Genomic DNA, 17,555 nt, shown 5'->3' with positions numbered 1-17,555 from the left:
TCACGGGCAAGCCTTGCTCCCACAGGTAAACCACCCTCGGAGCAGAGGATTTAGAGCGAAGGCGCCTGCTGGCGCCGTTTCCACTGGCCCAGGCGCTGTTGCAGGTCCAGCGGGCTGTGGATCTGCTGCTGGCGGGCACGGCTGAACAGGATCAGCGCCAGTTCGGCGGTGGCCAGGGCGTCGGCACTGGCGTTGTGGCGGTCGAAGACTTGCAGCTTGAACCAGTCGATCCATTCATCCAGACCCGCCTTGCGCAGATTGGCCTGGGGGCAAAGCATCGGCGCCAGGTCGGCCACATCGAGAAACGGATGCTGCAGGCGATAGCCCAGGTAGTCTTTCAAGGCGCGCCCGAGCATGTGGGAGTCGAATGGCGCGTGAAAGGCCAGCAGCGGACTGTCGCCCACGAACTCCATGAACGCCAGCAGCGCCTCGGCCGGGTCGCTGCCGGCGGCAATGGCGCTGGGCGCCAGACCGTGGATCAACACACTCGGCCCGAGTTTCTGCTTGTCGCATTGCAGGGTGCGTTCGAACTGCTGGCTGAAGTCGATCGCGCCGTCTTCGATGACCACCGCACCGATGGACAGAACCTGATCCTTGTTCAGGTTCAGGCCGGTGGTTTCCAGGTCCAGCACCACCCAGCGCTGTTCCCGTAAGCTGCGTTCATCCAACGGCGAGGGGGCGGGCAGGCGCTCCAGGCGCTGCTGCAACATCTGCGGCAACAGCGGCTGAGCCGGGCGCAGCCAGGAAAAAATGCTCACAACTGATACCTCAGCGCCAGGCTGCTTTGCAGGCGTTGGGCCTGGCGCAGGGATTCGCGCAGGATGCGCCGGTCCAGGTGATTGAGGCTGTCAGGGTCGACGCGATTGGAATAGGGCAGGTTCTCGCGGGTTTGCAATTGATGTTGTTGCATGCGGGTCTGCTGGATGAAGTGATAGGCCTCTTCATAGGCCGCGCCATCGAGCGGTTCGATCACTTCCTTGACGACCAGTTGCCGCAAGCGTTCCAGGGTATTGTTGACTTCGATGCCGTTGGCCAGGGCCAGCAGACGGGCGCCGTCGACGAAGGGCGTCAGGCCTTGCACTTTCAAGTCCAGCGTGGCCTTTTCGCCATTCTTGCGGCTCAGAACGAAATCCCTGAAGCGTCCTACTGGCGGGCGATGGCGCAGCGCGTTCTCGGCCATCATGCGCTGGAACAAGCGGTTATCGGCCACTTGATCGAGGATCTGCCGGCGCAACTGCTCGCAGCCTTGCTCGTCGCCCCAGACCACCCGCAGATCGAAATAAATACTGGAGCCCAGCAAGTTCTCCGGCGTCGCTTCGCGAATGAATGCCGCAAAGCGCCGGGCCCATTCGGCGCGGGACAGGCACAGCTCGGCGTTGCCGGCCATGATGTTGCCCTTGCACAAGGTGAAGCCGCACAGGGCCAGGCTCTGGTTGATCTGCTGGGCGATGGGCAGCAGCAGGCCGCGGATCTGCGCGGCATGGGCGGCGTCCCGCGCTTCGAACAAAATGCCGTTGTCCTGGTCGGTGTGCAGGGTCTGCTCGCGCCGGCCTTCACTGCCGAAACACAGCCAACTGAACGGCACCCCCGGGTCGCCTTTGTCAGCCAGGGTCAACTCGATGACGCGGCACACGGTGTGATCGTTGAGCAAGGTGATGATGTGGGTGATCTGGGTTGACGAGGCGCCGTGGGCCAGCATGCGCTCCACCAACTGGCCGATTTCGCCGCGCAGGGCCACGAGGTTCTCTACCCTGGGAGCGCTGCGAATGGTTCGGGCCAGGTGCACCAGGTCGACGCGCTGCAAGGAAAACAGATCGCGCTCCGATACCACGCCACACAGGCGATGATCCTTGACCAGACAGACGTGAGCGATGTGGCGCTCGGTCATGGCGATGGCCGCGTCGAACGCGCTGTGGTCCGGCGAGAGAAAAAACGGTGCCTGGGTCATGTGTCCGACGATGGCCTGGGAAAAATCCCCGGAGCCATCGGCCACCACCTGTCGCAGGTCGCGCAAGGTGAAAATTCCCACCGGGGTTTTCTGCTCATTCACCACCACGATGCTGCCGACTTGTTGCTCGTGCATCAGCTTCACGGCTTCGCGCAGCGGGGTGTCCGGGCTGCAACTCACCGGATGACGCATCGCCAGTTCACCCAACCGCGTATTGAGGGAATATTGCGTGCCCAGGGTTTGTGCGGACTTTTGCTGGACTTGTTGGTTGACCTGATCGAGCAAGCTGCTGACCCCGCGCAGGGCGAAGTCGCGAAACGGGCCAGACAGGGCGAACAGCTTGATGAAGGCTTGTTTGTTCAGTTGCAGGCAGAACGTGTCTTCGCCGGCCCGATGCTCGGTGCGCGTGGCCCGTTCGCCCAGCAGCGCGGCGAGGGGGAAACATTCGCCGGTGGTGATTTCGAAGGTGGTTTCGGTGCCACCTTTGGCCGTGTGCGGACGTTCGCCTACCACCCGGCCTTGCTTGACGATGTAGAAATGCTCCACCGGGCCGTCGGCGGGTTTGATGATGGTTTCGCCCGGCGCGTAGAAGCGCAGCAGGCATTGCTCCACCAGATAGGCCAGGTGGGCGTTTTCCATCTGGTTGAACGGGGGAAAGCGTTGGAGAAATTGCAGCGTCCCCTGGATGTTTTGCAACACCGCGGTTTTCCCTGCCTGGATGAAGGCGTCCGCTTTTTTCATAACCATTACGCAGTCTTTTTCGAATTGTTGTGGTCGGATCTGTTCTGCCATGGTCGGCCCCTCAGCGCGGGGTGCCCATTGGACGTAAGTCTAGGTCGCTGCATACGGGGCAGGCTTACGGAAAAGTCCTACGCCAGGCGTCGGAAAAATCTTCATTAAATGTTCTTGGAAAAAAATCCGACGAAGTGCACATTGAAGCGCCGCAGAACGATGTCTGACCACTGTGCCAGGGGATCGATTTAAAGAACGTAGAGAGCACCATGTCCGACCACGATATTTTGAGTGACGCCGAGCGCGAGGCGCTGAGTGCCGTCATGCTGGAACCTGACCTGCCGCCGCAGCGCGTCTTGATCGTCGATGACGACAAGGACGCTCGTGAGCTGCTGTCGGAGATCCTGGCGTTGGACGGGATTCACTGCATGACCGCTGCCAGTGGCGAAACGGCGCTCAAGATGCTGGAAACCAAGCCATCGATAGGCCTGCTGATCACCGATCTGCGCATGGGCAATGTCGATGGCCTGGAGTTGGTCCGCCTGGTGCGCGAGTCGGAGCGGGCGGCGCTGCCGATTATCATCGTGTCGGGCGATGCCGACGTGAAGGATGCCATTGAAGCCATGCACTTGAGCGTGGTGGACTTTCTGCTCAAGCCGATCGATACCGACAAGCTGTTGGGGTTGGTCAAGCATGAGTTGGGGATGGATCTTTAAGATTTCCCTGCCATGCATGAAACCTGTGGCGAGGGGATTTATCCCCGTTCGAGTGCGAAGCGCTCGCCATCGGATCGTATCGTTGCGCAGAATTGAGGGCCGCTTCGCAGCCCAGCGGGGATAAATCCCCTCGCCACAAAAGCAGTCAGGTCGTGCAAATGAAAAAGCCCTGATCGAGAGATCAGGGCTTTTGTGTGTCGCGTGTCTATCGCTCAATCACAACCCATTGGCTGCCTTGAACTCACGACGGCGACGGTGCAGCACCGGCTCGGTGTAGCCGTTAGGCTGCTTCGTGCCTTCGATCACCAGTTCGACCGCCGCCTGGAAGGCGATGTTGCGGTCGAAGTCTGGCGCCAGCGGCCGGTACAGCGGGTCGCTGGCGTTCTGACGGTCTACCACCGGCGCCATGCGCTTGAGGCTTTCCATCACCTGGTCCTGGGTGACGATGCCGTGACGCAGCCAGTTGGCGATGTGTTGGCTGGAGATACGCAGCGTCGCACGGTCTTCCATCAGGCCGATGTCGTTGATGTCCGGCACTTTGGAGCAGCCAACGCCCTGGTCGATCCAGCGCACCACGTAGCCAAGGATGCCCTGGGCATTGTTGTCCAGTTCGTTCTTGATCTGCTCCGGCGTCCAGTTCGGATTGACCGCCAACGGGATGGTCAGGATGTCGTCCACCGAAGCGCGGGCGCGCTTGGCCAGTTCGGCCTGGCGAGCGAACACGTCGACCTTGTGGTAATGCAGCGCGTGCAACGCGGCCGCGGTCGGCGACGGAACCCACGCGGTGTTGGCACCGGCCATCGGATGGGCGATTTTCTGTTCAAGCATCGCCGCCATCAGGTCCGGCATCGCCCACATACCCTTGCCGATTTGCGCGCGACCTTGCAGTCCGGTGCTCAAGCCGATATCGACGTTCCAGTTTTCATACGCGGCGATCCACTTCTCGGCTTTCATATCCGCCTTGCGCACCATCGGGCCGGCTTCCATGGAGGTGTGGATTTCGTCGCCGGTGCGGTCGAGGAAACCGGTGTTGATGAACACCACGCGCTCGCTGGCGGCCTTGATGCAGGCCTTGAGGTTGACCGTGGTACGGCGCTCCTCGTCCATGATCCCGACCTTGAGGGTGTTGCGCGGCAGGTTCAGCACGTCTTCGACACGACCGAACAGCTCGTTGGTGAACGCGGCTTCTTCCGGGCCGTGCATCTTCGGCTTGACGATGTACACCGAGCCGGTGCGGCTGTTGCGCCGCGAGGTGTTGCCGTTGAGGCTGTGGATCGCCGCCAGGCTGGTGACCAGGCCATCGAGGATGCCTTCCGGCACTTCGTTGCCATGCTTGTCCAGGATCGCATCGATGGTCATCAGGTGGCCGACGTTGCGTACGAACAACAGCGAGCGGCCGTGCAGGGTCACGCTCGAACCGTCGACGCTGGTGTAGACGCGGTCGGGGTTCATGGTCCGGGTAAATGTCTGGCCGCCCTTGGCGACTTCTTCAGCCAGGTCGCCCTTCATCAGGCCGAGCCAGTTGCGGTAGATCACCACTTTGTCATCGGCATCGACGGCGGCGACCGAGTCTTCGCAATCCATGATGGTGGTCAGGGCGGCTTCCATCAGGATGTCTTTGACGCCGGCGGCGTCGGTCTGGCCGACCGGGGTGGTGGCGTCGATCTGGATTTCGAAGTGCAGGCCGTTGTGCTTCAGCAGCACGGCGGTCGGTGCCGAGGCATCGCCCTGGAAGCCGATCAACTGGGCATCGTCACGCAGGCCGCTGTTGCTGCCACCCTTGAGGGTGACCACCAGTTTGCCGTCGACGATTTTGTACGCGGTGGAATCGACATGGGGGCCGGCCGCCAGGGGCGCCGCTTCGTCGAGGAAGGCGCGGGCGAAGGCGATGACCTTGTCGCCGCGAACCTTGTTGTAGCCTTTGCCTTTTTCCGCGCCGTCGGCTTCGCTGATGGCGTCGGTGCCGTACAGCGCGTCATACAGCGAACCCCAGCGGGCGTTCGATGCGTTGAGGGCGAAGCGGGCGTTCATCACCGGCACCACCAGTTGCGGGCCGGCCATGCGGGCGATTTCGTCATCGACGTTTTGCGTCGTGGCCTGGAAATCCGCCGCTTCTGGCAGCAGGTATCCAATGTCTTGCAGGAAGGCTTTGTAAGCCACGGCGTCGTGGGCCTGGCCGGCACGAGCCTGGTGCCAGGCGTCGATCCGCGCCTGGAAATCGTCGCGTTTGGCGAGTAGGGCTTGGTTCTTCGGCGCCAGGTCGTGGATGACCTTGTCGGCACCGGCCCAGAACGCGTCGGCGGTGAGGCCGGTTCCGGGAATGGCTTCGTTATTCACGAAGTCGAACAGGACTTTGGCGACCTTAAGGCCACCGACTTGAACGTGTTCAGTCATTGCTTGCCTCACTCTGCTCAGCTATTTCGCTTTTCAGCTCTTCGATTTTGACAATGAAGCCTCGGGACATTTAAACCACAAACCCCGGAACCAGTACATGCCATCGCTGGCGGCTGGGTGTTAAGCCTTGCTGACGGGGCTTTTCAGGGATGCGACTGGCCTTAAGCAGACATCGGTACAACATTATGTAGTGCTTGCTGCGGCATACTACATGATCAATTGCGCTTGTGAAAATTAGACTAATTGCGTCGTTCCGCGACCGACTAAAGCAGTACGGTCACGACGAGGCACAGGATGTTCTCAAAAAACAGACAGATTGTTCCAGATAAATCTGAATGTTTGTACACGATGTTTTGCTCCCACAGTGGTCAGGTATAAATCCTCAGGCTCACGGTCTGCTGCCTATACTGTTTCTTCCACAACAAGAGGGCCGCGCCATGGACCATCTGGTCATCACTGTTTTCGCCCCGGACAAACCCGGGCAGGTCGAGCGCATTGCCGATTGCATCGCCGAGCACGGCGGTAACTGGCTGGAAAGCCGTATGTCGCGACTGGCGGGGCAATTTGCCGGGATCCTGCGGCTCAGCGCCCCGGCCGAAGTCCACGAAGAGTTGATCGAAGCCTTGCAGGGGCTGTCGGCCCATGGCATCCGCGTATTGATTGCCGAAAGCAGCCTGGAAGAAACCTGTAGCTGGAAACCCATCACCATGGAACTGGTGGGCAATGATCGTCCCGGCATCGTGCGTGATATCACCCGATTGCTGAGTGAACAGGGGGTAAACGTCGAACGCCTGGTGACGCAGGTTCGTCCGGCGCCGATGAGCAACGAGTTGCTGTTCCACGCCGAAGCGACCCTTGGGGTGCCCTTGACCCTGTCGCTGGACACCTTGCAGGAACGCCTGGAGACCCTGGCCGATGAGTTGATGGTGGAACTCAAGCTCAGCGACGAAGCGCAATAAAGGTTATCCAAGAAAAAACTGCGCCTGCCTGTGGATAACCTGTAGAGACCCGGCTCCAGCCCAGGGTCGCCGGGGTTCTGCGGAGAGTGGTCAAAAAATCATCAGTTTTCAAGGGCTTGTACACAAACGGCGGGGATCACGTTGTGGATAACCTTGGGACGGATAAGCACAGGCCACGTCTGGCGTGGCCTGTGGAGGTTTGTACGTTTTTTGATCAGCTGCGCCGGCGCATGCTGATCACGGCATCGACGCTATACACCGCAAGCCCAGCCCAGATAAACAGAAACGCCACCAGTGTGCTGGACGACAGGTGCTCACCGAACAGCAGCACGGCGAGCAACAACACCAGCGTCGGTGCGATGTACTGGAGGAACCCTAGGGTGGTGTAGGGCAAATGCCGCGCCGCGGCGTTGAAGCACACCAGCGGAACCAGCGTCACGGGGCCAGCCGCCACCAGCCACCAGGCTTCGGAGGTGGTCCAGAACGCGGCCTGGGCACTGGTGGCCGTGGGGTTGAACAGCAACCAGGCGATGGCGATCGGCACCAGCATCCAGGTTTCCACCACCAGCCCCGGCAATGCCTTGACCGGCGCCTGCTTACGGATCAATCCATAAAAACCGAAGGTCAGTGCCAGCACCAGCGACACCCACGGCAGGCTGCCCACTTGCCAGACCTGCTGCGCCACGCCGACCGCCGCCAACCCTACCGCCAGCCATTGCATGCGGCGCAGGCGCTCGCCGAGGATCAGCATGCCCAGCAGTACGTTCACCAGTGGGTTGATGTAGTAACCCAGGCTGGCTTCGAGCATGCGCTCGTTGTTCACCGCCCAGACGTAAGTCAGCCAGTTGGCCGCGATCAACGTCCCGCTCAAGGCGAGGATCGCCAGGCGTCGTGGATTGTCCCGCAGTTCGCGCCACCAGCCGGGGTGTTTCCAGACCAGCAGCAACGCCGCGCCGAACAAGGCCGACCACAGCACGCGGTGGATGATGATTTCCACCGATGGCACGCTGGCGATGGCCTTGAAGTAGATCGGGAACAGTCCCCAGATGATGTAGGCACTCAGGCCCAGGATGTACCCGCGACGCGGGTTGGCGGCTTGCATGCAGAATCCTTGCTTAGGCAGCTAACAAAGGGGTGATTGTAAGGAGATTTGTCTGGTTGTGCTGTGAACCTTGTAAGGGAATCGGCTTCGCCGCAGGTCTCCTGTGGGAGCGAGCCTGCTCGCGATAGCGATGTGTCGGTCAACATAAATAAATGGTGACTGTTCTGTCGCCATCGCGAGCAGGCTCGCTCCCACAGGGCTTCAGTGATTTTTGGAGCCCAGCCCAATCAGAACAACTTCAACGGCTCTTCATTGAGCGCCGCCAGTTGCTCGCGCAGTGCCAGTACCTGGTCGCCCCAGTAACGTTCGCTGCCGAACCACGGGAAGCTGCGCGGGAAGGCCGGGTCGTCCCAGCGTCGCGCCAGCCAGGCGCTGTAATGCATCAGGCGCAGGGCGCGCAGCGGTTCGATCAGCGCCAGTTCACGCGGGTCGAAGTCGTGGAACTCACGGTAGCCATCCATCAATTCCGACAACTGCCCCAGGCATTCCTGGCGATCGCCGGCGAGCATCATCCACAAGTCCTGCACCGCCGGACCCATGCGGCAGTCGTCGAGGTCGACGATGTGGAAGACCTCGTCACGGCACATCATGTTGCCGGGGTGGCAGTCACCGTGCATGCGGATGTTCTTATGGGGCGTGGCGGCGTAGACCTCTTCGACACGCTTGAGCAGGTCCCTGGCGACCGACTCGTAGGCCGGCAGCAGGGCGCGGGGGACGAAACCACTTTGCAGCACGGTAGCCAGCGAGTCATGGCCGAAATTCTTCACGCCCAAGGCTTCACGATGCTCGAACGGGCGGGTCGCCCCGAGCGCGTGCAGGCGCCCGAGCAATTGCCCCAGGCGATAGAGTTGATCCAGATTGCCCGGCTCCGGCGCCCGGCCACCGCGACGGGGAAACAGGGTGAAACGAAACCCGGCGTGTTCGTGCAGGCTGGTGCCGTTGTGGATCAGCGGCGCTACCACGGGCACTTCGTACTCGGCCAACTCGAAGGTAAAACTGTGCTCTTCCAGGATCGCTTCGTTGGTCCAGCGCTGGGGGCGATAGAACTTGGCGATCAGCGGCTCGGCATCTTCGATACCGACCTGATAGACACGGTTCTCGTAGCTGTTGAGGGCCAACACGCGGGCGTCGCTGAGAAAGCCGATGCTTTCAACGGCATCGAGTACCAGGTCGGGCGTGAGGGTTTCAAACGGATGGGACATGCTGACTCCTGCGCAGCGGCAGGGCTGCCGCGTCCGACCCAGCATGGTAGCGCAGACGGAGGCAGATAGGTGGTGGCTGTGCTGACGCTATCGTGAGCAGGCTCGCTCCCACAGTGGATCTTCGGTTGTACCGCCGATCCCTGTGGGAGCTTGCTCGCGATGAGGTCCTATCAGGCGCCGATGACCCCGCCATCTTCCCGGGTAATCACCATCACCGATGACCGTGGCTTGCCGTTGGGCAGGTGCTCAGGGAAGGTCGAGCCGCCGTTTTCCCCCGGATGCTGGATCCCGACGAACAAGGCCTTCTGGTCCGGCGCAAAACTGATCCCAGTGACTTCGCAGCCCACCGGCCCGACCATGAAGCGGCGAATTTCGCCACTGTTGGGGTCGGCGCAGAGCATCTGGTTGTTGCCCATGCCAGCGAAGTCCCCGGCGTTGCTGGAGTCACCGTCGGTAAGGATCCACAGCCGCCCGGCTTTGTCGAAGCCCAGGCCATCGGGGCTGTTGAACATATTCTGCGCGTTGATGTTGGACGACCCGGCTTTCGGCGTGCCAGCGTGTACCGTTGGGTTGCCGGCGACCACGAACAGGTCCCAGGAGAAGGTCTTGGAGGCGTGGTCGTCGCGGTCGGTGCGCCAGCGCAGGATCTGCCCGTATACGTTCTTGGCCCGAGGGTTCGGCCCGTCCACCGGCTGACCGTCTTCGCCGCGCTTGGAGTTGTTGGTCAGGGTGCAATAGACCTGGCCGTCTTTCGGGCTGACCACGATCCACTCCGGGCGGTCCATGCGGGTGGCACCCACGGCGCTGGCGGCCAGGCGCGCATGGATCAGCACTTCGGCCTGGTCGGCGAAGCCGCTGCTGGCGTCGAGACCGTTCTTGCCATGGGTCAGCTCGATCCACTGGCCCTTGCCTTTGGGATGGTCCGGGTTGCCGTCGCCGGCATCGAAACGCGCCACGTACAAGGTGCCATGGTCCAGCAGGTTACGGTTGGCCTTGGCATTGCGCGGGTTGATGCGTTCGCGGCTGACGAACTTGTAGATGAACTCGCCGCGCTCATCGTCGCCCATGTACACCACGGCGCGACCGTCATTAGTCTGCGCCAGGGCGGCGTTTTCGTGTTTGAAGCGGCCCAGGGCGGTACGTTTTACCGGGGTGGATTGCGGATCGAACGGGTCGATCTCGACCACCCAGCCGTGGCGATTGAGTTCGTTGGGGTTCTTTGCCAGGTCGAAGCGCGGATCAAACAGGTGCCAGTTGATCTCGCGGCTGGTGACGGTGGCGCCGTAGCGTTTTTGCGCTTCATCGAACTGCAAATCGGACTTGCTGCTGCCGAAGCAGTCGGTGAAATTTTCTTCGCAGGTCAGGTAGGTGCCCCAGGGTGTCATGCCGTTGGCGCAGTTCTGGAAAGTCCCCAGCACTTTCTTGCCGCTCTTGTCGGCGCTGGTTTTCAGCAGGTCGTGGCCGGCGGCCGGGCCGCGCAGGCGAATCGGCGTGTTGCCGTGGATCCGGCGGTTGTAGCGCGATTCCTGGACAAACTGCCACTGGCCGCGACGACGCTGGACCTCGATCACCGAGACCCCTTCGCTGGCCTGGGCCTTGTGCACGTCTTCGGCCGACTGCGGCTGGCCGCCGTGGGGGAAGAGGTAGCGGTAATTGGTGTATTCGTTGTTGATCGCCATCAGCGCCCGGTTATTGTCGCCGGGGAACGGGAACAGGCTCATGCCGTCGTTGTTGTCGCCGAACTGCACTTCCTGTGCGCGGGCAGTACCGTTGCCACTGGGGTCGAAGGCCGGGGCATTTTTCTGCAGCGGCTGGCCCCAACTGATCAGCACCGAGGATTTGTAGCCCGGCGGCAAGGTGATGGTGTCGGCCGTGGCGGCGGCGATGCTGTTAAAGCCCAGCAGCTTGCTGTTGCCTTCGCTCACGGCGGCGGCCAGGACGCTGCGGCTCAGCAGGTTGCCGCCCAAAAACATCGCCGCGCCGCACAGGGCGCCGGCGCTGATGAAGCTGCGACGGCTCAGGCCGACGATCTTTTCCAGGTCGGTGGATTGGTTTTCTTCTAATAGGCTCATCTCAGGCTCCCTGCTGGTTTTGGCAGTCACCTTAAAGCGGGTCGATGAAACTATTGTTGCAGCGTGCTACAGCGGTGTGCCGAGCAGCACATTTGTTGGCGAAAACGTCACTTGCACCGGTGAGCCGGCTGCCAGTTTCTGCGCTTGCAACTGAAGCGGCTCAGCCAGGGCGCACAGCGTCTGGCCATTGGGCAGGCCTATGCGCACTTCGCTGGGGCCGTCCTGGGCGGCGTCGATCTGCTCGATCATGCCGCGCAGTGTATTGGTCCCCGGTTTTTCCGCTTGCTCGACAGGGTGCAATTCCAGCCAGCCGGCCTTGATCAGCGCCACCACTTCGGTGCCGGTATCCAGCTCCAGGCGCAGGGTGCTGTCGTGGGTGATCTGGGCTTCGATGACCAGGCCCCGGGCCAGCTCCAGGCGTACCCGGTCGTTGTGCCCTTGCGCCTCGATGCCCAGGACCTTGCCATGCAATTGATTGCGGGCACTGGTGCGCAGCATCAGGCGACTGAGCAGGCCCAGGTCGCCGGCGTCCTCGCTCGCTTCCAGCAGTTGGGCCTGCAGCGCTTGCAAGCGCTGATACAGGCGCAGCACGCGCAGGCCTTCCTCCGACAACTTGGCGCCGCCACCGCCCTTGCCGCCGACGCTGCGCTCTACCAACGGTTGGTCCGCCAGGTTGTTCAATTCATCGATGGCATCCCAGGCCGCCTTGTAGCTCAGGCCCGCGCTCTTGGCGGCGCGGGTGATCGAGCCCTGTTCGGCGATGTGCTGCAACAGGGCGATGCGTTGAGGTCGCCGAACGATGTGCTGGGTCAGAAGCGTGGGCAAGGACATGACGGAAAACTGCATGCAAGGCTATGAGCGGACGTTGGCGCCTTGGGCGCGGCACGTCAAGCCGGCTCACCGGGTTTCGGCGTGCGGGCCAGGCAGTACACATCGACCCGCGCAGCGCCGGCATCGCGCAACAGGGCCGCCAGTGCTTGGGCAGTGGCACCGGTGGTGAGCACATCGTCGACCAACGCCAGGTGACGGTTGCGCAACGCGGCCTCGGGCGCCAGGGCAAAGGCCTGGCGCAGGTTTCGCCGTCGTGCCTTGGCGTCGAGGGCCTGTTGGGCGGGGGTGTCCTGGGTGCGTCGCAGCAGGTTTTCTTGGCAAGGGATCGCCAACGGTCCACTGAGCCAGCGGGCCAGTAGCGCCGCCTGATTGAAACCGCGCTGGCGCAAGCGCCGGGTCGCCAGTGGTACCGGTACCAGTGCGTCGGGCCGTTCCAGGCCTTCGTCGAAATGATGCTGCAGCGATTGGGCCAGCAGTTCGCCCAGTAGCCGGCCCAGGGGCCACTTCGCCTGATGCTTGAAACGGGTGATCAGGCTGTCCACCGGGAAGTCGTAGGCCCAGGGTGCCAGGACCCGCTCGAAGGCCGGCGGTTGCGAGGCACATTGTCCGCAACGCAGTCCGGCCATGGGCAGCGGCAATGCGCAGACGCGGCATTGATCGCCAAGCCAGGGCAGTTCGCTTTCACACGGTGTGCAGATAGGCTGTGGTGTGTCGGTGCTTTCGCCGCACAATAAGCAGAATTGTTTGTTTTTTAACCAGATGTAAACCGGTCCGTTGTAACGTGGTTGACAGCGCATGACTCTTCCTTAAATATGCCGAACATCCGTGTCGCGCCTGTGGGTATTCCATCCCCCAGGCGCCAGCCAAGCATAATCAAGGAAATGCCCATGAGCGCCAGCACCACTGCCAACCTGCGTCATGACTGGTCTTTGGCCGAAGTCAAAGCACTCTTCGTCCAGCCATTCAATGACCTGCTGTTCCAGGCGCAGACCGTGCACCGCGCGCACTTCGACGCCAACCGCGTCCAGGTTTCCACGCTGCTGTCGATCAAGACCGGCGCTTGCCCGGAAGATTGCAAATATTGTCCGCAGTCCGGTCACTACAACACCGGGCTGGATAAAGAGAAATTGCTGGAAGTGCAGAAGGTCCTCGAAGAGGCCGCGCGTGCCAAGGCCATCGGTTCGACCCGTTTCTGCATGGGCGCGGCCTGGAAGCATCCGTCGGCCAAGGACATGCCGTATGTGCTGGAGATGGTCAAAGGCGTGAAGGCCATGGGCCTGGAAACCTGCATGACCCTCGGCCGCCTCGACCAGGACCAGACCCAAGCGCTGGCCCAGGCCGGCCTGGACTACTACAACCACAACCTCGACACATCGCCGGAGTTCTACGGCAGCATCATCACCACCCGCACCTACAGCGAGCGCCTGCAAACCCTGGCCTATGTGCGTGATTCGGGGATGAAGATCTGCTCCGGCGGCATCCTCGGCATGGGCGAGTCCCTGGACGACCGCGCCAACCTGCTGATCCAACTGGCGAACCTGCCGGAGCACCCGGAATCGGTGCCGATCAACATGCTGGTCAAAGTCGCCGGTACGCCACTGGAGAATGCCGAGGATGTCGATCCGTTCGATTTCATCCGCATGCTCGCCGTGGCGCGGATCATGATGCCCCAATCCCATGTACGCCTGTCCGCTGGCCGTGAAGCGATGAACGAGCAGATGCAGGCCTTGGCGTTCCTGGCCGGTGCGAACTCGATTTTCTACGGTGACAAGCTGCTGACCACCGCCAACCCGCAAGCCGACAAGGACATGCAGTTGTTCGCCCGCCTGGGTATCCAGCCCGAAGCCCGGGAAGAACATGCCGATGAAGTGCACCAGGCGGCGATTGAGCAGGCGCTGGTGGAGCAGAAGAGTAGCGAGCAGTTCTACAACGCCGCTGTTTGATTGCTCACCGATTCCCTGATTGGAATGCAAGAAACTGTGGGAGCGAGCCTGCTCGCGATGGCGATGGAACCTTCAGCATTTGTGTCGACTGGTACACCGCTATCGCGAGCAGGCTCGCTCCCACAAGGTTTTTGGCCAGTCTTTAAATAGTTGAGGCCTGCATGCCCTTCGATCTCGCCGCACGCCTGGCTGCCCGTCGCGCCGAAAACCTCTATCGCCAGCGCCCGTTGCTCGAAAGCCCGCAGGGCCCGGAAGTGGTGGTGGACGGCCAGCCGTTGCTGGCTTTCTGCAATAACGATTACCTGGGCCTGGCCAATCATCCGCAGGTGATCGAGGCCTGGCGCGCCGGGGCGGCTCGGTGGGGCGTCGGTGGCGGTGCTTCCCATCTGGTGATTGGCCACAGCGGCCCACATCACGCCTTGGAAGAAGCCTTGGCCGACTTGACCGGCCGCCCACGGGCGCTGCTGTTCACCACCGGCTACATGGCCAACCTCGGCGCGGTCACCGCGCTGGTGGGGCAGGGCGATACCGTGCTGGAAGACCGCCTCAACCATGCTTCGTTGCTCGACGCCGGGCTGTTGTCCGGTGCGCGCTTCAATCGTTACCTGCACAACGACGCCCAAAGCCTGGCCAATCGCCTGGAGAAAGCCACTGGCAATACCCTGGTGGTCACCGATGGCGTATTCAGCATGGACGGCGACATCGCCGACCTGCCGGCACTGGCCCGTGCGGCCAAGGCCAAGGGCGCCTGGCTGATGGTCGACGATGCCCACGGTTTTGGCCCGCTGGGTGCCAATGGTGGCGGTATCGTCGAGCATTTTGGCTTGAGCCAGGATGACGTGCCGGTGCTGGTTGGCACCTTGGGCAAGGCCTTCGGCACCGCCGGCGCTTTTGTGGCCGGCAGTGAGGAACTGATCGAGAGCCTGATCCAGTTCGCGCGTCCCTATATCTACACCACCAGCCAACCGCCGGCCCTGGCCTGTGCCACGCTCAAGAGCCTCGAACTGCTGCGCAGCGAGCATTGGCGGCGTGAACATTTGCAGGTGCTGATCCGCCAGTTCCGTCACGGCGCCGAACAGATCGGCCTGCAATTGATGGACAGCTTCACGCCGATCCAGCCGATCCTGATCGGTGATGCGGGGCGGGCGATGCGTTTGTCGCAGATGCTGCGTGAGCGCGGGCTGATGGTCACGGCGATCCGTCCGCCCACCGTACCGTCCGGCAGCGCTCGTTTGCGCGTGACCCTGACCGCCGCCCACAGCGAAGCCCAGGTGCAGCTATTGCTGAATGCACTGGCCGAGTGTTTTGCCCAACTGGGACCGGAGCCAAGCCATGCGTGATCGACTGATACTGCTGCCCGGTTGGGGCTTGGGTATTTCGCCGCTTGAGCCATTGGCGGCGGCGCTGCAAGGTCTCGACGAACATCTGCGGGTGGAAATCGAGCCGTTGCCGGCACTGACATCGAGCGACCTCGATGAATGGCTCGAGGAGTTGGACGCCGCCGTGCCCCAGGATGTCTGGCTGGGCGGTTGGTCCCTGGGGGGCATGCTGGCTTCGGCGCTGGCGGCGCGGCGCGGTGAGCGCTGCTGCGGCTTGCTGACCTTGGCGAGCAATCCCTCGTTCGTCGCCCATGCGCAATGGCCGAGTGCAATGGCCGCTGAAACCTTCGATGGCTTTCTCGCCGGGTGTGCCGCCGATCCACGCCAGACCCTCAAGCGTTTCAGTTTGCTATGCGCCCAGGGCTGCAGTGATCCGCGTGGATTGTCGCGATTGCTATTGGCCGGTGCACCGAGTACTTCGCCCGAGGTATTGATGGCCGGGCTCGAACTGCTGGTGCAACTGGACACCCGTCAGGCATTGCAAAGCTTTCGCGGTCCGCAACTGCATCTGTTTGCCGGGCTCGATGCCCTGGTACCGGCTGAAGCCGCGAGTGAGTTGTTGGTCTTGCTGCCGGATGTCGAAATCGGTCTGATCGAACAGGCCGGTCACGGATTCCTTCTGGAGGACCCGCACGGTGTGGCGGGGGCGATCCAGGCTTTTTTGCATGAGTCCGGTGATGACTGATTTGTCTCTTCCCAAATTACCCGGTGCCTTGCCCGACAAGCGCCAGGTGGCGGCTTCGTTTTCCCGGGCTGCAGCCAGTTATGACAGCGTGGCCGAGTTGCAGCGCGACGTGGGCCAACAGTTGCTCGGGCGCTTGCCATCTTCGTTTATCCCACAACGTTGGCTGGACTTGGGTTGCGGCACCGGTTATTTCACCCGGGCCCTCGGCGCGCGTTTCGGCGAGACGACCGGCCTGGCACTGGATATCGCCGAAGGCATGCTCAACCATGCTCGTCCCCAGGGCGGAGCTGCGCATTTTGTCGCCGGCGACGCGGAGCGACTGCCCTTGCAGGCGTCGAGTTGCGATTTGGTGTTCTCCAGCCTGGCGGTGCAGTGGTGCGCGGATTTTGCCTCGGTGCTGAGTGAGGCTCATCGTGTATTGAAACCGGGTGGGGTTTTTGCCTTTACCAGCCTTTGTGTGGGCACTTTGTACGAATTGCGCGACAGTTGGCGTCAGGTGGATGGCCTGGTACACGTCAACCGTTTCCGCGCATTCGAGACGTATCGACAGTTGTGCGCGGCCAGCGGGCTGCATGTTCTCAGTCTTGAAAATTGTCCCCATGTGTTGCATTACTCCGATGTGCGCAGCCTGACCCACGAGCTGAAAGCCTTGGGCGCCCACAATCTGAACTCTGGCCGGCCCGGTGGGTTGACGGGCAGGGCGAGGATCCTGGCGTTGGTTGAAGCCTACGAACAGTTTCGACAGGCGCAGGGGTTGCCCGCGACCTATCAGGTGGTCTACGCCGTCTTGGAGAAACCGCTATGAGCCAGGCCTATTTCATTACCGGCACCGACACCGATGTAGGCAAGACCACCGTCGCGGCAGGCCTGCTGCATGCTGCGCGGCAGGCTGGCATGAGTACCGCCGCTGGCAAACCCGTGGCCTCCGGTTGCGAGGTGACACCCAAGGGCCTGCGCAATGCCGATGCCTTGGCCTTGCTAGCCGAATGCTCGATACCGTTGACTTATGCACAGGTCAATCCGGTGGCGTTCGAACCGGCAATAGCGCCGCACTTGGCTGCCCGGGAGGCGGGCGTTGCGTTGACGGTGCAGTCGTTGCTAGGCCCGATGCGCGAAGTGCTGGCGCTGGGCGCCGATTTCACCTTGATCGAAGGTGCGGGCGGTTGGCGAGTGCCGCTGGCCGGCCAGGACAATCTTTCCGACCTGGCGATAGCGCTGGGCTTGCCGGTGATTCTGGTGGTGGGCGTGCGCCTGGGCTGCATCAGCCATGCGTTGTTGACCGCCGAGGCGATCGCCCGTGATGGCTTGCAGCTTGCCGGTTGGGTCGCGAACATCATCGACCCGGCCACCTCGCGCCTGGAAGAAAACCTGGCAACCTTGGCCGAGCGACTTCCGGCGCCTTGCCTGGGCCGGGTGGCACGAATCCAAAGCGTGACGGCCGAAGCCGTGGCCGAACACCTTCAATTGGACCTGCTGGACTGAAACCACGCCAAGGTTTTGCCTATGACGCGGCACTGTGCCATTAGTGTTTTTGTCGGGCCTTTTCCGCAGGCTTCTGGTTCAATGGCCACTGTCGACCCTTCAAGAAGACG

General features: G+C 62.1%; 15 protein-coding genes. 7 read left to right on the top strand and 8 right to left on the bottom strand.

Features of this window, described 5'->3' with window-relative positions; translation table 11 throughout:
* Positions 1–50 precede the first annotated feature (50 nt).
* Both DTP52_RS20805 and DTP52_RS20800 read right to left on the bottom strand, forming a co-directional pair.
* Positions 51–758 carry a PolC-type DNA polymerase III gene (locus DTP52_RS20805; protein WP_109755013.1) on the bottom strand — a complete coding sequence of 236 codons (708 nt, stop codon included), beginning with the start codon at positions 756–758 and terminating at the stop codon, positions 51–53.
* Entirely contained in the window at positions 755–2,689 is a 1,935-nt protein-coding gene (locus DTP52_RS20800; protein ID WP_305490392.1) for a putative nucleotidyltransferase substrate binding domain-containing protein, read from the bottom strand. The genes DTP52_RS20805 and DTP52_RS20800 overlap by 4 nt, the downstream gene beginning before the upstream one ends.
* Before the next feature lie 260 nt (positions 2,690–2,949).
* Here DTP52_RS20800 and DTP52_RS20795 point away from each other — a divergent pair, with 260 nt between their 5' ends.
* The gene (locus DTP52_RS20795; protein ID WP_060740319.1) at positions 2,950–3,396 is read left to right on the top strand and encodes a response regulator; all 447 of its coding nucleotides are present in this window, start codon (positions 2,950–2,952) and stop codon (positions 3,394–3,396) included.
* A 216-nt stretch (positions 3,397–3,612) separates the two neighbouring features.
* On the opposite strand, the gene DTP52_RS20790 is transcribed toward DTP52_RS20795, so the two are convergent.
* Positions 3,613–5,790: a malate synthase G gene (locus tag DTP52_RS20790; protein ID WP_109755011.1), complete on the bottom strand. Its 2,178-nt coding sequence runs from the start codon at positions 5,788–5,790 to the stop codon at positions 3,613–3,615.
* Between the two features lie 437 nt (positions 5,791–6,227).
* Between DTP52_RS20790 and DTP52_RS20785 the strand changes: the two genes are divergently transcribed.
* Positions 6,228–6,749 carry a glycine cleavage system protein R gene (locus DTP52_RS20785; RefSeq protein WP_109755010.1) on the top strand — a complete coding sequence of 174 codons (522 nt, stop codon included), beginning with the start codon at positions 6,228–6,230 and terminating at the stop codon, positions 6,747–6,749.
* A gap of 214 nt (positions 6,750–6,963) precedes the next feature.
* Here DTP52_RS20785 and rarD read toward each other — a convergent pair whose 3' ends face one another.
* The 5 genes from rarD to DTP52_RS20760 all read right to left on the bottom strand — a co-directional run bounded on the left by rarD (position 6,964) and on the right by DTP52_RS20760 (position 12,753).
* Positions 6,964–7,851 (bottom strand): EamA family transporter RarD, encoded by an 888-nt coding sequence (gene rarD, locus DTP52_RS20780; protein ID WP_109755009.1) that lies wholly within the window; start codon positions 7,849–7,851, stop codon positions 6,964–6,966.
* A 227-nt stretch (positions 7,852–8,078) separates the two neighbouring features.
* Positions 8,079–9,053: a serine/threonine protein kinase gene (locus tag DTP52_RS20775; RefSeq protein ID WP_109755008.1), complete on the bottom strand. Its 975-nt coding sequence runs from the start codon at positions 9,051–9,053 to the stop codon at positions 8,079–8,081.
* Between the two features lie 170 nt (positions 9,054–9,223).
* The gene (locus tag DTP52_RS20770) at positions 9,224–11,125 is read right to left on the bottom strand and encodes a PhoX family phosphatase (RefSeq protein ID WP_109755007.1); all 1,902 of its coding nucleotides are present in this window, start codon (positions 11,123–11,125) and stop codon (positions 9,224–9,226) included.
* Positions 11,126–11,191: 66 nt separating this feature from the next.
* Entirely contained in the window at positions 11,192–11,956 is a 765-nt protein-coding gene (locus DTP52_RS20765) for a TOBE domain-containing protein (protein WP_109755118.1), read from the bottom strand.
* Between the two features lie 56 nt (positions 11,957–12,012).
* A complete protein-coding gene (locus DTP52_RS20760; protein ID WP_109755006.1) occupies positions 12,013–12,753 on the bottom strand; it encodes a ComF family protein in 741 nt (246 codons plus the stop codon).
* A 90-nt stretch (positions 12,754–12,843) separates the two neighbouring features.
* On the opposite strand from DTP52_RS20760, the gene bioB reads away from it, so the two are divergent.
* The 5 genes from bioB to bioD all read left to right on the top strand — a co-directional run bounded on the left by bioB (position 12,844) and on the right by bioD (position 17,445).
* Positions 12,844–13,899, top strand: a complete 1,056-nt coding sequence (bioB, locus tag DTP52_RS20755; protein WP_109755005.1) for a biotin synthase BioB — start codon at positions 12,844–12,846, stop codon at positions 13,897–13,899.
* A 161-nt stretch (positions 13,900–14,060) separates the two neighbouring features.
* On the top strand, positions 14,061–15,239 hold the full coding sequence (gene bioF / locus DTP52_RS20750) for an 8-amino-7-oxononanoate synthase (protein WP_109755004.1): 1,179 nt from the start codon (positions 14,061–14,063) through the stop codon (positions 15,237–15,239).
* On the top strand, positions 15,232–15,963 hold the full coding sequence (locus DTP52_RS20745; protein ID WP_109755003.1) for an alpha/beta fold hydrolase: 732 nt from the start codon (positions 15,232–15,234) through the stop codon (positions 15,961–15,963). Before bioF ends, DTP52_RS20745 begins: the two co-directional genes overlap by 8 nt.
* Complete coding sequence (bioC, locus tag DTP52_RS20740; protein ID WP_109755002.1) at positions 15,956–16,768, top strand: malonyl-ACP O-methyltransferase BioC; 813 nt, start codon at positions 15,956–15,958, stop codon at positions 16,766–16,768. The genes DTP52_RS20745 and bioC overlap by 8 nt, the downstream gene beginning before the upstream one ends.
* The gene (bioD, locus tag DTP52_RS20735) at positions 16,765–17,445 is read left to right on the top strand and encodes a dethiobiotin synthase (protein ID WP_109755001.1); all 681 of its coding nucleotides are present in this window, start codon (positions 16,765–16,767) and stop codon (positions 17,443–17,445) included. The genes bioC and bioD overlap by 4 nt, the downstream gene beginning before the upstream one ends.
* Positions 17,446–17,555: the final 110 nt, after the last annotated feature.

Origin of the sequence: Pseudomonas sp. 43mfcvi1.1 (genome assembly GCF_900115935.1) — a bacterium.
In the GTDB taxonomy this organism is placed as follows: domain Bacteria; phylum Pseudomonadota; class Gammaproteobacteria; order Pseudomonadales; family Pseudomonadaceae; genus Aquipseudomonas; species Aquipseudomonas bijieensis.
The sequence above is the reverse complement of the archived record's forward strand: the minus strand, read 5'-3'. Positions and strand labels throughout refer to the sequence as shown.

Bases quoted from the DNA above. Each gene is read 5' to 3' on its own strand.
- DTP52_RS20800 (WP_305490392.1), bottom strand. From the start codon at position 2,689: ATGAAAAAAGCGGACGCCTTCATCCAGGCAGGGAAAACCGCGGTGTTG.
- DTP52_RS20795 (WP_060740319.1), top strand. From the start codon at position 2,950: ATGTCCGACCACGATATTTTGAGTGACGCCGAGCGCGAGGCGCTGAGT.
- DTP52_RS20790 (WP_109755011.1), bottom strand. From the start codon at position 5,790: ATGACTGAACACGTTCAAGTCGGTGGCCTTAAGGTCGCCAAAGTCCTG.
- DTP52_RS20785 (WP_109755010.1), top strand. From the start codon at position 6,228: ATGGACCATCTGGTCATCACTGTTTTCGCCCCGGACAAACCCGGGCAG.
- rarD (WP_109755009.1), bottom strand. From the start codon at position 7,851: ATGCAAGCCGCCAACCCGCGTCGCGGGTACATCCTGGGCCTGAGTGCC.
- DTP52_RS20775 (WP_109755008.1), bottom strand. From the start codon at position 9,053: ATGTCCCATCCGTTTGAAACCCTCACGCCCGACCTGGTACTCGATGCC.
- DTP52_RS20770 (WP_109755007.1), bottom strand. From the start codon at position 11,125: ATGAGCCTATTAGAAGAAAACCAATCCACCGACCTGGAAAAGATCGTC.
- DTP52_RS20765 (WP_109755118.1), bottom strand. From the start codon at position 11,956: ATGTCCTTGCCCACGCTTCTGACCCAGCACATCGTTCGGCGACCTCAA.
- DTP52_RS20760 (WP_109755006.1), bottom strand. From the start codon at position 12,753: ATGCGCTGTCAACCACGTTACAACGGACCGGTTTACATCTGGTTAAAA.
- bioB (WP_109755005.1), top strand. From the start codon at position 12,844: ATGAGCGCCAGCACCACTGCCAACCTGCGTCATGACTGGTCTTTGGCC.
- bioF (WP_109755004.1), top strand. From the start codon at position 14,061: ATGCCCTTCGATCTCGCCGCACGCCTGGCTGCCCGTCGCGCCGAAAAC.
- DTP52_RS20745 (WP_109755003.1), top strand. From the start codon at position 15,232: ATGCGTGATCGACTGATACTGCTGCCCGGTTGGGGCTTGGGTATTTCG.
- bioC (WP_109755002.1), top strand. From the start codon at position 15,956: ATGACTGATTTGTCTCTTCCCAAATTACCCGGTGCCTTGCCCGACAAG.
- bioD (WP_109755001.1), top strand. From the start codon at position 16,765: ATGAGCCAGGCCTATTTCATTACCGGCACCGACACCGATGTAGGCAAG.